The 17,284-nt window shown below is 45.0% G+C and carries 3 protein-coding genes; all 3 read right to left on the bottom strand.

Annotated features, from left to right (window positions below; genetic code table 11):
- Window positions 1-42: 42 nt before the first annotated feature.
- Genes BMZ72_RS03140 through BMZ72_RS03130 form a run of 3 tightly spaced genes read right to left on the bottom strand, consistent with a single transcriptional unit; the run spans window position 43 to window position 17,060 of the window.
- Entirely contained in the window at window positions 43-8,568 is an 8,526-nt protein-coding gene (locus BMZ72_RS03140; RefSeq protein ID WP_143087580.1) for an RHS repeat domain-containing protein, read from the bottom strand.
- A gap of 32 nt (window positions 8,569-8,600) precedes the next feature.
- On the bottom strand, window positions 8,601-10,262 hold the full coding sequence (locus BMZ72_RS03135) for a hypothetical protein (protein ID WP_089805156.1): 1,662 nt from the start codon (window positions 10,260-10,262) through the stop codon (window positions 8,601-8,603).
- Window positions 10,263-10,280: 18 nt separating this feature from the next.
- Complete coding sequence (locus BMZ72_RS03130; protein WP_089805154.1) at window positions 10,281-17,060, bottom strand: DUF5977 domain-containing protein; 6,780 nt, start codon at window positions 17,058-17,060, stop codon at window positions 10,281-10,283.
- Between the last annotated feature and the right edge of the window lie 224 nt (window positions 17,061-17,284).

The following is a 17,284-nucleotide window of genomic DNA, read 5'->3' as shown; positions in this document are numbered from 1 at the left end:
GTACTCCTAAAATCAAGATAAACGACAAAAAAATTATACGACTCATATCTTCTTCTGTTCAAATTTAATTACTTTATGAAACCATCCATTCTGTCCAGGTGTCATTTCTTTAATATCTGAGAGATTTGAAGGTGGTAAAGCTATATTTTCTCCTGTATTCATGAAATTTCGTTTTATTGTTTCATCGGGAACACTGCTCCTTTGAGGAACGCCTTTCTCATCTTTTAAAATCTTGCCATTCACATCAGTAAGATATTGTGCTATATCAGGGATTCGCTCAGAAAACGGATGGCTCAGTCTAGCTCCATGCCCTAATTCATGGTTCACAATTAAAGACAACAGATTATTAGAGATTTGAGAAAAATTAAGTTTTCCTGCTTTGACGTCAATACTTATTAGGTCAAACGTGCTAATCTCAATTAGCCCTTTTTGTGTATCTGACTTATTGTTCCCTAGTGTAATCTGTTGTCCAGACTTCCACTGAGCAATATTCTTTGCACGAAAATCACCGAAATCAATCACTAGGCTCTTCTCTTTCTCTGTCTCTATACTTGTCTTTTCAATTAATGTATATTCATAGGAAACGTCATACATAGTGTTCAAGCCACCAGATGCAGTCAAGGCAGACTTCATATAATTCTGTGCATCTCGAACAATAGTATTGACATCATCATCGGATAAAATACCTTTGGAGATTTTTAAAGTTAAGTGATAATTTATTGTTGTTATACCTGTATTTGCGTCAAAAATTTCCGTAGTACTCCATTCTTTTCCATCCTTATCTATTCCGTCGATAGGTCTATTACTTGCAAACTGATACGGCGTTAACTCAGGATATTTTCCAGTCAACGGATCCACACTCAAGAACTTCCCAACTCTCGGATCATACACCCGCATTCCATAATCCTGCTGATTCCCCTCACCCTTCACCTCATTATCATTCTCCTTCCCATTAAACCCATAACGATAACCCCCTGCTCTAAACCCTCTCCCCGGCATCAACATCCCAAAAGGATAATACTCCTGCGCCGAAACCACATCCGCGACCGCGTTCCCCGACTGCCACCATCTCTTATCACTTACCGTAGCCAGTACGTTCCCAAGATGGTTCGTTAATTCAAAGATCTTTCCTCCTCTCGTGAAATTAGTATAAAATCCTGAACCTAACCCAACAATCGTCTCAGCATTCACCGCTGCACTATCCTGAATATTGACACTCAATAAATTAAGCCCTAAACGACTTGATCCATAAAGATCAGATTCTATCTTAGTCAGCTTACCGGCATTAACCCCGGCATCTCCCTGGGTATAAACAGCCATCACATTACCACTCGCATCACGGACATACCATGTATACACGCCATTGGCATATTTACTCACCCTGTTACCACTGGCGTCATAAGCATATCTGATGACGGAACCATCCTCTTTAGTGATGCTGCTTATTTTTCCATAAACAGTCCATTGAATATCAGCAATTTTTGCTGTACTATCCTTGATAAGATTACCTATACTGTCATACCGGTAGTTACCCGCAAACTGACGATCGATATCAACATCATAATAAGTAGAATCGACGCTATCATGAATGTAGTCAAGCTTATTGGTACCCGTCTTATAATGATAAGTCAGATCATCCATCTCCAGGTGCTTCTTCGCAAATGTGGTATCTCCCTTACGGTTGTAAGTCAGGATATTACCATTCGCGTCATAAGTCACCTGTTCTCTGAAGTCCGGTAACTGAACTGCATTCCAGGTATTCGTAGCAGAATCAAGCCCTTTATAAGCAACCATTCCATGTAACCTGTTCAATACGTCATAGCTATACCTGTATTGCAGGGAAGCACCTACTGACGGAATTGACTGACTGATCGCCGCTATGTTCCCATTATATAACGGACTAAACCCGGTACCAGTTGCCGACGCAAACGGACGGCTAAGACCTATCGGCTTGTAGTCACTGTTTCCATAGTAATGTAAAGCAAAGCCATACACGTCTTTTGCCGCTGAATGCCCATCAACGCCCATATCAAAGTCACTACCCGCAGAAGTGCTATTCACACCCTTCAACCAACCTTGTAATGTATAGGCATAATCTGTACCCTGCACCTGCTGCTGACCCAGAATAGTACGTGCCAGCGGACCGTGTTTATAGTACTGGTAAAACGCATCGTTCTCCCAGTACACACTATCCGTACTCGTTTCCACACTTATCAGCCTGTTCTCCGCGTCATAACCATAACGATGATATACCGCATCTGAATACCCCGGCTGATAAGCCACATGGTTCACCTTACCGCTGATCAGGTCATATTTGTAAACAACCTTCTTCCAACGGCTCTGCAAATTCTGCAGCACACCTTTCTTATAGTCCTGCATGAGGGTATCCACATTACCATGAATGTCATAGCTATAGAAAGTACCAACTGCATAATCACCCGTTAACTGTTCTGGTGAAGAATCAAACAATGCCGTCCATGCCACACGATTCCTCAGATTTTTTGCAAAGAACAATTCCGGTGCAAAGAAGTCAACGCGTGTATCGTAATAAGTATGTGTGATCTGTGTACGACTGTTATTGGCATTGACAAACCAGCTCTGTAAACTGGCAGCGCTCCGGCTGATCGTATTGCTCATAGCAGCACTACTGCCGATCTCTCCCACTTCCGTCGTTCTTCCTAACAAGTCATACTGCGTATAACTATACCTTGCCAGGGGTTGCTGTTTTGCATTCTGGGAAACAGACAACCTTCCCAGCCGGTCATACCAGAAATTGCTGACACCCGCATCAGGCGTATGTTGCGCAATTACCTGATTCAGGGTATTGTACCGGTAATTAGTGACCAGCGTATGTGCTGGTTTGAGGGACTGTTTAGCCGCTCTTGCCATTCTTACCCGATAGAGCCAGGAAGCAGAACGATCAACCACCACGCCGGCAGGAGGCACTGTTTTCACCAGATTACCGGCCTGGTCATAGTAATAAAGCGTATAATGATACTCACTGAGTTTATAAGCTACCGTATAGATCTCACGCTGCCCCGCCTGCATACAGCTATCTGCATACGCATTACCAAAGCTGTTCTTAACAGAATCTACATAAGCGTTATACAAATCAGTTCCCTTGCTGACAGCAAAGTATTCGTTATCAGAACAATTATCGATATTATCAGTAACTGGTCTGAATATCGGATTGACATTACCACATAAAAGCGGTCCACCGCGGATCTTGTAACAACTGTCAATACCGCCACAGAAGATAGGAACACGTGACAGTCCAGTGTTAAGCGCTGTAATCGTAATGGGCAATACCACAGAATCTGCCCCACGTATAATATTGATCGGCAAAGGACTGTTCCTGTTAGGTGTCACCCTCAGAAAGATCAGACTATTTGCTATCTCCGTATTCTTACAATTTACTCTTCCCGAAGGAGGCGTCATCATCAATAAACCATCTCTTCCATAACTACCCACACCGACAAATCCACCACTGGCGCTTTGAACAATACTGTTCAGGGAAGCAGAACTATCCAGCATGATCATATCAGACCACGCGATCGTACTATCACGGGTGATCCTGTTTAGTATCAGACTGGTACGTGGCGACGTCAATGCATTTTGTGCGATGACAAGTCCCAGATCACTGGTGATCGCCATCGGCATTTTCTCGGCAACAATGGTATCCTTCCTGACGGCAAATTGTTTCGAAGCGAGGATAGTACCAGTATTGGATATCCAGGCGATAGAGTTCACCGCCCTCCTTCCAAAACCATTAGTAGCACTGAACACATACCCTTCAGGTGTTTTCTCAATAACACCCGGATAACTGTCACTCGTGATCGGGGCGCTTCCGAAGTCATACCGGAACACCCTGTTCGTCACACCAGTGTATTTATTGAGTTTCGCAATGATCAGGTCATAGTCATGGTACACCCCCGTATGTTCCATCAGGAGATTTCCCATTACCACCAGCGTATCATGGTCCTCCAGCATTGAATAGGTCGCATCGATATTCGAACTACCCATCTGCCGGATCCATCCGCCCATACCAACTGTATCAAGTGTACCTACGATCCAGTCACCGGTACTGTCAACGTTATTGATATTAGACCTGCCGGAAAAGGCGAAGTTCCCGTCACTCAATTCCAGGATATCCACCCCGGTATCTCCATTCTGTGTATTAAAACCGATTTTACGGCTCCATTTTACATCACCGATCGCATTCGTCTTTGTAATCAGAATTTCAGAACTGTCATGTCCTATTCCCCATACAGCACCGATCGCAATGATGCCTCCGTCACGGGTAGGCTTCACACGGGCAAAATAATCCCTTGTTCCTACCGGATACTGCTTCGACCATTCAATCGCACCGTGTGCGTTCACTTTTGTAATAAAGGCAGTTGAATCCAGATCAATAGTCGGACCTACAGCCGATGCCCTTTCATTACCCGATGCTGATGCAAAAGTGATAATACCAGATTGCTTTCCTTTTAAGATACCTCCTAAAAGGAATCCGTTATCTGGTGTACGGGAAAGGTCAGAAATAATCACACTTCTGCCGCGGGAATCGATATAGGTATTATAAATACGGTCGGTTACCTGACAAACATTTTCGTCTGCTGCAAAACCGGCCTGACAGGTATCCAGGAAATTAAGGTATTCCCAATACTCCTTCGCAAACCCGAGTTTGTTATTCATATAAGCGGCAAACAGCTGATTCTTCAGCTCCTGCTGCCCGTTATTCGTTGTGTCATCTTCCAGCTTAGGTACAATACCCGGAAATTTCGCCTGATAATCAGTATAGGCTGCCCTTACTTCCGTACAGGACGCACAGGGAGGCGCGGTATTACACTGGATAATAACCGGTATAGCAACCGGCTGTGACAGATAAGTACAGGAACTGCCGGACGTATTACATGCATTCAGCAAAGTCTGTAACTGACCCTGACTTAAGGAAGTTCCTCTGGTCCTGTTCAGATAAACCGCAAAACTGGTATCGCTGCTTTTCTTACTATGATTATACTCTGTTTGCAGTACGCGTAACTGATTACACTCGCAATCATTCGGCCCTGTATAGGAAGGCTTGTCGCCATAGGCCGGCTGTTTATCATATGTCGCCGGTGCCGTGATCAGATAGCCGTTACATACCAGCGGACTGTCAATACCATGCGCACTGTTATATTCTTCCAGTACATCCTGGAAGCTTCTGTACCTATAACTGCTTGAAGGCTTTACAGAACTTGCACCTAATGGATGATCGACATCTGAACCTTCTTTACAAACGCTGATCAGTTTCCGGGATAATTCAGCCCAGGCTGTTGAATCATATTTACAAGGCGCCAGCTGCTTCAGCCAGGCAGATACATAAGCCCTGCAGTTCGCATCATAACTAGCAGCCAATGATGCATTGATTGAATCTATCAGCTCTTTTTCGGTCTTATCAGTGCCCAGGTAACTTAAGTTGTTTTGTTTTATAGCCGCCGCCGCTGTATTAAAACGTGGTGACTTACGGGCGTCAGTTAATTCCTGACTGCTTACCGTACGTACACCAGCCGGCGCACCAACATTCGCCACCTCATCATCCAGTATATTACGACGATAGCTCAGGTACAACTGTCTGAATGTACGCCATGCCATATCCAGATCTCCTGTACATAAGACCGCTTCGTCAAACGCCTTCGCAGGAGTACGGTACAGATCTGTACAAACAGGTATTACCTGGTCACATTTTATCATGATCGTCGCCGCACTCCACATAGAAAGCAGCTTCGCCGGATCACCTTCATTGTTATATGATGACAATGCCTGGTATAACTTACCAGCTACCAATGCATCTCTGTCAGCAAGCGGATCTTTATTCGCATTTGCAATAGTGAATGGAAATGCATTACTGGCAATAGGATTCAGATATCCCTGTGCTTTCGCTGTTGCATAATCATCTATTGACTCTAACTTCCTGCCCCAATCATACGCTGGTTTGCGTTGCAGATAAGCCTGAAACTTGTAATATTCAGGATGGAAAGGCAACAAGGCCTCTGCCCAGGATACTTTGAACTTAGCCGCAAAAACAGCCGGAGATAATTGCTGTGGTAATACATATGTCTGCGTTTCGTCATTGTACACCATATCGGGTAAACCCGCTTCATCTTTGTACACGATATCTGTACGCTGATAAGCAGGAAGCGACATATTATTCTTCCGGTAGAAAACCGAAAAAATGCTTGTTGTATCACTTACATCAGCATACTGTCCCGAAGGGGCCGATACGTCTGCCAGTAATGACGCACGTAACTCATTTACCGCTGTGGTATCCTTACAAAGTGCGTCACAGGCTGCTATTGCCTGCGCATAGTCTGCAAGTGCCTGCGCCTTATAAGAAGAGGAATCTGCCGCCGATTGTCCGATACGGTCAGGATATTTAGCCCAGAAAGTCTCCCAGGTACCTACACTGTCTGTACAGGACTTACAATCCGGTACACACTGTGCCTGCGCCAACAGCGTACGCTGTTGCTGAATCAACTTTTCCAGGGTAACACAGGTATCCTGCTTCATGAAAATACTATCCCGATAGAGCGCCAAAGCATGCTGGTTAATGGTCAGCTGCTTGGTGATCTCATAATTCCCTCTTGGCAACCATACATTGAAAGTCTCGTCAAAATCACGGGGGGCAATGCTACAATCAGCCCTGATACTATCCAGGTTATAATTGCGGAATACGAATTTCAACGGCGCACCACCGATACGCTGGTTGTACGCATCATCCGTAATAGTGATCTCCAGATCATACACCCCATTAAAACAAAGCTGCTGATTACAACCGTTGAATCTGATAACTGGCGCTTTCAGTTTATACCTGAAAGCATAGTTACCATCAATTGTTACCAGCTGACTCTGCCTGTTCTCCAGCGTAAGGTCCTTTACTACATTGCTTCCGGTATGTGATAAGGTATCAGTAATGTCCTCCTCTTTATAAGAAGAGATATCTGACAACACACTGTTATCTGGTTTACCGGCCAAAGCTGTAGCAATCGTACGGCCATGCATATCTACATAGCTCACTGAATACTGACCATTCGCATCCCTCACCATATTCTTAAAATAGTGGGATTTATCTCCTGCATCCGTACCAAACAATGCATCCAGATCACCTTCACCCGGAGAACCATAAAAATATTCCGTTTCATGATGACTGCCCAGTCTGAAGACAGGCCCTACGCCACTCTGCCGGCTAATCCTGCCGGTATTATCCTGCGTATAGGAAGTCTCCATAAAAGCATATCCTTCCGCATCCGGAATGAAACGATTAAACCCGGATGTATCAGGATTATCAGGTGAATAATACTGATTAGCCCCACTCTGCGTAGACATCGCATTCGCGCTTGCCGTCAGAAATGCTGCCGGCGTGGGCAAGGTATCATATTGTCCTTTGTCATACTCCGGACTGTTAATTCCCTTATTGAATCCCGGTGTATATTTAATAATAGTGCTTAAAGTAGGCGCAGGCATAACCTGGACAACCGGGCGTCCCTGATAGTCATAGAACGACTCTCCTACAACAGTGGTTTTAGTAGTGTTATCTTTTGTAACCGTCTGACGGCCTCTCAGACTACCATCATAGTACTGTATCACAGACTTTCGCTTACCTTCTTCTGCGAAGGAAGTCGTTACCTGCCAGTTCAGCGAATCCTGATGACCATCATAAGCAAAGCTGCCTAATCCACCTGATTCAGTGCTCCAGGGCGTTTCTATGCGCACATTATTCGCTTTCTCCTGTACACCCCTCACCCTTAAATAAAGCATGCCTTTCTTGTCATACAACAAGGGAATGTCATAGCTAAGGTCTGCAATCGTTACGCGTGAAGCGTTGTTTTTAAATAATAGCCTGGTATCTATCGGATTACCATATCTGCTGACTGCGCTTGAATCGATATATGTCCATTCCAGGTCATATACATCAGCGCCGATCAACTGGTTCCATGTCACATGGAGTTCACTGGCAGCATTTACCGCAATCGAACTGAAGCCACGTACAGCATCTGTTGTGCAGGACAACTTATATACAGGACTTACCTGCATCTCATTATCCAGTAATAGGAATGGTTGCACATTTGTAGCGCCGGTTATCGTAAGACTGACAATTTTTGCAGTTACATGGTGCGCATTATTAAAGACGTAACTACTTCTGCTGATATATTTACCTGTATCAGCATGGTTGACAGATAACGTCTTTTCGATGGAATCTATCTGGTTATCAGGTTTTGTGTAAATAATCCGCACTACTGCCGTTGCCTTAAATGTGGCGGGCAATGGCGTAGTGGTATATTCGTTGATCTTCAGGGTAACTATATTCCTGACATTCTCTACTCTTTCCAGTGAAGGGATCCTGTCTGCACCGAAATAAATACTGTCAGGCACGACCGCAAAGGAATCCTTTGCCAGCTGTCCTTTGGCGCCGTCCAGCATCGTTTTCAGTGTAACAACTGACTGCGCACGACCGGCCAATGTCATGACCAGCAACAAACACATGAGTGCAGCTGTCCTGTAGCGGGTGATCTTTTTTACTGCTGACATGATCAAAGTATCTAGGGATAATAAAAATGGACTCATTGATCAGAATTTTCTTTTAAAAGTGCGCTCCTTGTTTCCGTGATGGTTTTAATGCCACGCTCTGTTTCTTTCTTCAGACGGATCAATGTACCGTCATCATCATATTCATAGAAAGTGGCGTAGTTATTCTCATCAAGCTCCGCCATGAGACGCAGGTCATAAGGATTGTACACGTATGATTTCATATTGGCGTTATAGGGATGTATCCTGATATCATCAAAATAGGCGGCATGTCCCCCGGTCGCTTTCATAACTATTGCAACAGATACCGCATCATCAGGTACAGCGATCACTTCCTCATAGCGTTGCCATCCTTCAATGATCGCGCCCTGTGGCTGTGCAATGATCGTACTGCTGTCGTTTAACTGTTTCACCACTATTGCAAACTGGTTATCTGTATAGGCGCCACCTTTACACTCAACCGCCTCCTTCACCCAGGCACTGATCACAATTGTTTTGCCTGCTATCGGAGAGAAAGAGGGTAATAATGCAGCTGCATCTGTTTTTACTGATGATAACCCGGGGATGGTTTCTCCGCAGGATACACCCGCCTTATTAAAGGTCAGTCCGAAGCCGTATTCAGTCATCCCGCCGACAGGAGATGTAATACCCGCATTCGCTCCTGCATCTACCCGAAGACTGAATAAGCCGGTATGCTGTTGCGTAGTATCCAGGTGATTTTTATAGAAGGAGAAATCAAAACTTTTAGGTACCAGACAGGGACCATCACAAGGTGTTATCTTAAAACCGTAGTCCTCAAATCCTTCAAAGGCGATTTCCCTGTAACGGGCGTTCTGTGCAGCTGCCACCGGCAAGGCATCGTCATATCCGTATAATCCGGCGTTATACCGTCCTAAAGGATCATGATTCTCCAGTTCCAGCCCTTTACGATTTACAAGGGTCAGCTCACTATTCCAGACCCATACAGCAGTATCTGCTGACGTTTCTGCCATGCCCGTCAGTTTACCATTTTCAAATTTCCAGTAACTCTTATATCCTTCAATAGTACCTGCTGTGTTTAACGACAGGTCAGTTTTAGGGTTCTTTTCCTTCCGGTCCCCGTAATAGGCATAAGAACGATAAGGACGCCAGTTGCCCGATAATCCATAGAGATAGGGATTAACAGAGCGCTCTGTAACCGGACTATAACAGGAATAAACTGCTCCAACATCCTCTGCACGGCAATTAAGACAGGAATCCACCTGCAGGTTAGCCACTAAGGTGCTGTTGGTTTTTGTGCGGTATGATACCGTGCCGGTCGTTCCACAGGCATTACTCTGCAGATTGTTGAATGTAATGGCACTTGCGTTAACCGAGCTTAAAGACACCGTACAGCCGCCGATGACCGCCTGGTACTTTGTGGCACTCGCAACACTCTTGATTTTTGCATAAAACTGGCCATTTACGTTACGGGACAATACCTGACACTGTGTATAAGATATCGTGTATCCCGCATTCCTGGCATCCTCCAGTATGGAGGACACCAGGATACCATCTTCCGGCTGGATGAACAGCCGCTGTGAGGCGATCAGGTAATCGAAGAATGGTTTCAGGCCTTCACAGGTGCAGGAGCTGACATTGCCCTGCGCCATCGTTTTACTAAAACCGCCGGCCAGCAATGCCGTAATCAGTATTAAGCTCCAAATATATAATTTCATAACTCATCTTTTATTTTGTCAGTCTGCACTTCCTATGGTTCCCGCATTGATGTAGCCAGTACCATTTTTAAGGAAGTAGAAGGCGCTGTAGCAAGGGTTCCCACTTTGCCCGTTACTGTTCACAATAGGTTTCTCAAATCGATCGCTTGTTCCGTTAAATATTCTTGAATAAGAGATATCATCCGTATCACCATTACACCAGTTTCTTGTACCCCCTATATTTACGCTTAGGTTAGTCACCGAAACAGGAACAGTCAATGCCGAATCTGAGTAAAAATGCATCATCAGGAACGCATATGATTTTACACCATCATTTCCAGCAGGCGTGATCTCAAGCACCGCATAAATACCCGGCTGACACAATCCGTTCGCATTTGCATAAGCCTGTGCACTGTCCTGCATGTCTTTGTGTGCCATGGAATCCGCCGCAAATTGACTAGTCACCGACTCATATTTTCCAGCAACAAGCTGATAAAGTACGTTTGTACCGATACCGGAACTACAATCGTTCTTTTTAACTGTCGTATCCATCGCCACGCTCTTATATAAACAACCACCTTGTTGCCTTGCTATTTCCTTTGCATATGCCCAGTAAGCATTACGCGCCTTTATATTAGCTGCCTCCTTACTAGTCATCGACGTATCCACTCCTGCAGGTATCTGCACCCAAATGCCACGGCCAGTACCGCCATTTTCGCAGGTTGGATAAGCAAGAATACCCGTTGTATCATTCTTATAATAGCAACGGCCATTTCTGTCCGCCACCACCTGCGCACTATCGAGCAAACGTAGTTTCACCTTGGCGTCAGCATCCTCCTGACTGATATTAGAAGTAAATGCTTTCGCAGGTACGATATATGTGTAAGGCAATGGGATGGCATCTCCCTGACAGGGATGATTTAATATAGTCACACTATCTATACGACTATTATAGGTAAACGTACAGGTACCACGGGCGTTTGCATAGCTCTGCCCGAAACTGTCAATATCTGCCTGTGCCATAGAATCGGCTTTCGCCTGACTGATATAGGAAGTATACCTGTTAGCATCCACCTTATACAATATCACTGATCCCGTCGCCCCGGTACCACAGTCGTTTTTCCTGATGGACTTGCTCTTCGCTACGTTTCCATAGTAACGTATACCACAGTCTCCACCAGCTCCGACATAATCATTGTAAGACTGCGTCACACATACAACTGATGTATCCTGTTTTCTCTTGTCGCTTACTCTCCAGAGCTGCTTATAGGCAACTGCGGATGAAGAGATGATCTGCCGGCTGCTATCCAATACAAGGGTTTTTCCCTGTATGGGGTTTTTCAGTGATACCACTGTTCCAACGGCGCCGTTAATATTACGTCTGCCGGAACGCACGATCTTCAACGAAATGTCATTCCCTGTAAACGGATTCCCATTCTTATCTACAAAGTAAAGATCCGGTGTACCGCCAGTCAGGACATTAGCATCCACAGTGTAAATAAAAGCGGATGCAGGGAAGGTCGCTATCTCCGGACTACAAGCTGTACCTCCTGTCTTCTGATGAGACCAGATCAGGATTTCATCACCGGCAGCGAAATATAACGAAGCACTTTCTGTCAGTCCCGATGCGATACGGCCATCCTTCATGGTGATATGATCCAGTTCAACACCTATATTTTTGTACGCACCACTCATCCCATCATAAGCCCATGCGGCCGGATAAGTAAAGGAATACAGCGAGTCATTGAATTCATTCAGCGTTCTTGTCAGCAATGGGCTACCAGTTTCCGCATCATACAGCAGGTTGCTGGTTGTCACCCGGCTACCTTTGTCAATAGCTAGTACACTATCCAGGATACCATGACGATAAACAATCTTTGTAGCAGCAACCGAACTGTATTTCGTTTCTTCCCGTTGTACCAGGTTGAGTAATACAGGAATGAACAATACCGGCGGCCAGGCGAACTTGAACATCATTCCGTTCAGGTTAAGACTATAACCAATTGTAGTGGAATGCTGCTGTCTCATGTCCAGCATCAGCTCAATATCCTTTCCAATAGAGGCAGCAGCAATATTCCCCTGTGGGGAGATCACTTTTACGGTGTCATTCAGATGCTTATTTAAAGCCTGCTGGTTATCTACCTTATAGAAATATTCTGTATAGGTAATTGGCTTCTCCGGATCAGCCTCTCCATAGGAAGCCTGCGATTTAATCTTACCCGTCATGTCATTCAACTCCACTTTAAAGCCCTGGCTTAAGCCCAGGTAATGCCTCGCATTAATACGCAGCAGATTGGAGAGAAGCGGTTTAAAGCGTTTTTTGCTGTCACCCAGATTAGTGACATCTGTCAGAGTTGGGAAATCGTAACCGGTATAGAAGCAGGTTTCTTCGTATCCATTGGCGGAGCGACGCTTATCAGCATGGATCGTTCTCACACGCACCTTACTATAACCTACTGATGGAGCCGGGAAGAATCCTTCACCATACGGCAGTTCAGTATAGCCTCTGTCTACGGGTACCAGGTTAGAAACCTGCAGATTGTATTCAACAGGTATCTTCCAGGGATTTTCTTCTCCACCGATCACCGGTTCATAAGCAGCTACACCACTACTGATCAGTTCTTTTCTGCCATCTATATCTTTTATCGTCGTGTACTGATATTCCTGACCATACAACGATTCTTTCTGCCCTGTCATCTTATTCCAGTGGTCATATATCAGGACTTTCTTCACGCGGTACCCACCGCCATATTTCTTATAATAGGGATTGTTAAGTCTTACGAAACTTCTGTTGAGATCAACCTTTCTTGCCCAATGTTTCACGCGTGCTGCTGTCTCAAAGGTGAGCAGCATATTATTCAGGTTATCGGCATGTGATAACAAGATCTTTATGGCATCTACCATATCGATATCATCGTCCCCCAGGTCTGAACCGGGATAGGCTTTTGAACCAAGGTTCAGGCGAAGGAACTGGAAAGCAGATTGCGCCAGCGGACTAAACACGCTTTTCGGCGTATTCAGTTTTGCGCCCGGGTCAATTGCCTTGAGGCGTAACCAGATCGTCGATTTATTGCCCTGATTGAAGAAACCATAATTACCCGGGTCTACCGTTGCATAACAGTTCACGTACTCATTCCCTTTCCCGAATTTGTCACCAGGCATCTGTACTGACAGCCGGAAAAAGAGCTTATCCATATTCTGCAGATAACGGTTATATACCTCCTGATTGCTATTCACCTTATACGGCACATCTACGGCCACATACAGATAGTCAATGATGCCATACAATTCCGGTTTCAGATCGTTCAGTGAAGAAGGGACCGAAGGCGAGAAACCTGCAATTTTGAAAAGCTGGGCGGCACGTTTGTTCTGCACGAAGGCATAATCATCGCTTTCGTAAGAAATCTCCATTCTTCCGCCGGAAGGCAGTACGATCTTATCCAGGGCCCAGGCAGCGGCATTATCCGCAGCCTGCGTACTATCCTGTAATGCATACGGATAGTCAGCGTTTGTCAGCACATTGCCCGGTATGGAACCCGGGTTTTGCAGCTGATCTTTGTAGTTTCCCCAACGATCACTGGAGTTGGTCTTATAAGAAGGATTGTTTTTATTATAGCTAAAAATGTAAGGATTACGTTGTCCTTTATTATTACCATTGTAGGTAAACCAGATCTTTTTAAGTGTCAGTTTTCCTTTGCTGGGATTTCCGCTTACACCAGGACACAGCTCATATGAATACTCAAAATGTACTGTTTTTACCGGCCTTGGATGACTGCTTCTTGCAAATTCCGCCTTGGTATAGAGATTGATCTCTTCCAGTCTGCGGGTTTTATTCTCTGCAAGTCTTACACCATTTTCATCCACTGCGGGAAGATCATCTCTTTTTACCAGTTTGAAAGTCGCGATCATATTCTTCGACTCAACTGAATGCAGGTACCAGAGTTCTTTTTCGCCGTGCACATAGCTGGCTTTATCATCCCTGTAATCGGTCTTTAAACCCTCGCTATAATTGGCAGAATCAACCCCCATCGGCACCCTCCATTTATAGGTATTCCGTATGCCGGCCGTCCTGGTATAATTGAACTTAATCGCATCTCCCGGATCATCCGGAGAGATACCATCTCCTGTCAGATCCTGATAATCAGGTGAGAGGATGCCGGTCAGCAGAAAAGAGTGCGCATAAGCCGGTATCTGTTCGCTACTGAAATAATGATCTACGCCATTCTGATTAGCCGTCGTATTATCTGTGCCACGGGCGTAATGAACCAGTCCGGCTACTTTATCTGCACCATCCTGCGAAGCAGCAAATGTGACCTCCCTTTGCTGAATATTATAAACCGGAATACCGTAAACATATCTTCTGCCATCAGCGTTCAGTACATCAATCTCCGAAAGATGATTTTTCTTACGGAAATCATTGATCCTCATTTCACGCACTACGGAACCGTTTGTTGCCAGGAAAGTATCTTTCTCCGGCATATGATAGAGATATTGCCTTGGAATAAAAGCCGAAGGCAAACCGGCATATCTCCATGCCAGCGCCATCACTGCCCTTTCTTTATCCTGGCGGTACTCCAGACGTATGTTATAAAACTGGTCTGCCACGAGGTTCACAACAGCAGAATCCAGCGTCGGCGGGTGACCACCCCAGTTATCTATCAACAGGGTATCATTGATATAAAATCTTACCCCATCATCTGAAGCTGTCGAGAAGGTGTATTTACCCGTTACCGGCGCTTTAATTCTCCCTGTCCACCGGGCAGAGAACGAATAATCAAACCTCCCCACAGGAGCGCCCTGCGGTATGTTACGGTTAAACAGCTCTTTATCTGTAAATGCGATGATCGTGTCCTCACGTTTGAACAGGAAGCGCTCCAGGCTACCCGCATAATACTCCCCTATCCAGCCACTACCCACTCCCTCTGCGCCATTGGGAAAAGCAACGTCACAGTTATTAATTTTGAAAGAGTCTTCTACGTAATTTTCAATATATCTGTTCAGACCTGCATGACCTGCTTCTTCAGCTGTCAGATAAGAAATAACCTGCGTACGCTTATCGCGGTTATCCTTTTTCATATTTCGCGCACCTGCTACCTTTTTACCTACAAAACGCTGATTACGATAGCGGTTCAGCACATTGGTAGTACGGATATCAGGACCGCTGATCCCTCCCTGTTCCAAGTTAACAGCCACCACATCATCACCACCGATGTTCTCATAAAAGGCGGTGTCATTAATGGCCATCTCTCCCGGATTACGGAAATAGGCAGCTTCATGTAATTTATCAGAAGAAGAAAAAGCCACATTTGCAGCTAGTGGATTTAATTCTTTCCATGGGCCAGTGGTGGTGGTAGATTTATTATAAGTCACATCCAGACCTGCATGTACAATGTCGCCGGCACCAAAATCTATACTCGCATTTTTAGAATTGTCTTTTGTCCTCATGGCGTGATCGAACACATATCCTATATCACCGCGATAAGCCCTGAACATACCACCTGTTCCTTCTCCGGATATGGAGAAAACGTCGTAGGTATATGCAGGAATACCAATATTTGGCACTTCTGGTTTTTCCCGGTATGGGATATCTCTCTCCCGGTTAAAATCAAGCAATGCGGCCGTATTGGAGCCGGCCTGCTGATAATTAAGATAACCATAAGCTGGTAGAGACATACGAATATCCTCATCTGCAATAAACTGCTTAGAACCATATCCCTGTACAAAGAAATTCGGGTGAAACACTTTCTTCGTTGAGCCGGTCTTCAACGTTACACTCAGGGAAGTGCTTGTATAAGGAAGGCTGATATCCGGAAGATAAGAAGGATAAGCAAAACTCAACATAGCGGATGGAGATAGCCTGTCCAGGCCGGAATTGACAAGCTGTCGCATGTTATTATTACTGATCCCATACTGTCGCAGACCAGCGCTTAGCTGCAATGCCTTTAAACCCGACCGGGAACTATATGTAGCACCCACCGCTATATTACCCCCAAAACCACCGACTTTTTTTGATAGGTTTCCAAACAGGCTATAACTAATCGTATTACGCACAGTCGCCCCTTCCTGGGAGTTATTGGCGAGCGACAAACCACCTGAAAATTCTCCCATACTTAATGAACCGGCATTCAGACTGGAATTAATCGTTACCTCTGTACCAAGCCCCTTGTAGTTGTTATAGAATATACCTGCGGACGCCGTGAGTTTGACACTGGCGCTAAAAGTGGAATCACTTGACTTCGGCGCCGCAGAAAAACCCGCTAACTCAAGATCCGCACCTATCGATCCTCCATAGGTCTCATTAGGTTTTATCTTTGTTACTTTCTGTATGGAATCTGCTGTTCCACTAAAGTCGTCCGGTAATCCACGCATATTACGCATGATCGTACCGGGGTTAATGTTCCAGCCGAGCCCCACCCAACTGGCTTCCTGATCCATTGAGATACCGCTGTTATAACCGATGGTAATAGGATAACCGCCTACGTCCAGCAATGGTATACTGTAGGAAAAATCACCAGTAAAGAGATCTACCATATTCCCATTATTGACAGCAGCAAAAGACTGCATTTCCGGTTGCGTAGGACCACCGGTGAATGCTTTTGCATTCGTAAGGGAATGCGTCTCTTTTAACGGAGTAACTGCCTTGGGTACACTATTTAGTACACGGGGGTTAACATCCTTCTTTTCTGCGGAGAAACTGTAAACAGTCGCAGATCTGGCTACTGCGAGCGCATAAGAAGGAATCACTGTTTCAAAATATAGCAAAGCAAGTAACAGGAAGGCAATCGTCCTCTTTCTCTTTGCACTGATTTGCAGGATCATTTAGGGATATATTTGAATGTTACGTTATTACAAAAGAAATGACAATGGTTGTTTTTCACATGCACACAAGACTCCACGCGACAGCGTGTTGCTGACACAGACATTTATTTAATGATGCATATAGATTCCCTGTACCGTCGTTGAACGACGGTATACGAACAATATTTTCACAATTGTTCAATCACCCCCAAATCTGGATATAAGCAGCTATGACAAAGCAACAC

The sequence above is a fragment of the Chitinophaga sp. YR627 genome, from assembly GCF_900114995.1.
Classification (GTDB): domain Bacteria; phylum Bacteroidota; class Bacteroidia; order Chitinophagales; family Chitinophagaceae; genus Chitinophaga.
The sequence above is the reverse complement of the archived record's forward strand: the minus strand, read 5'-3'. Positions and strand labels throughout refer to the sequence as shown.

Bases quoted from the DNA above. Each gene is read 5' to 3' on its own strand.
- BMZ72_RS03140 (WP_143087580.1), bottom strand. From the start codon at position 8,568: ATGTCAGCAGTAAAAAAGATCACCCGCTACAGGACAGCTGCACTCATG.
- BMZ72_RS03130 (WP_089805154.1), bottom strand. From the start codon at position 17,060: ATGATCCTGCAAATCAGTGCAAAGAGAAAGAGGACGATTGCCTTCCTG.
- BMZ72_RS03135 (WP_089805156.1), bottom strand. From the start codon at position 10,262: ATGAAATTATATATTTGGAGCTTAATACTGATTACGGCATTGCTGGCC.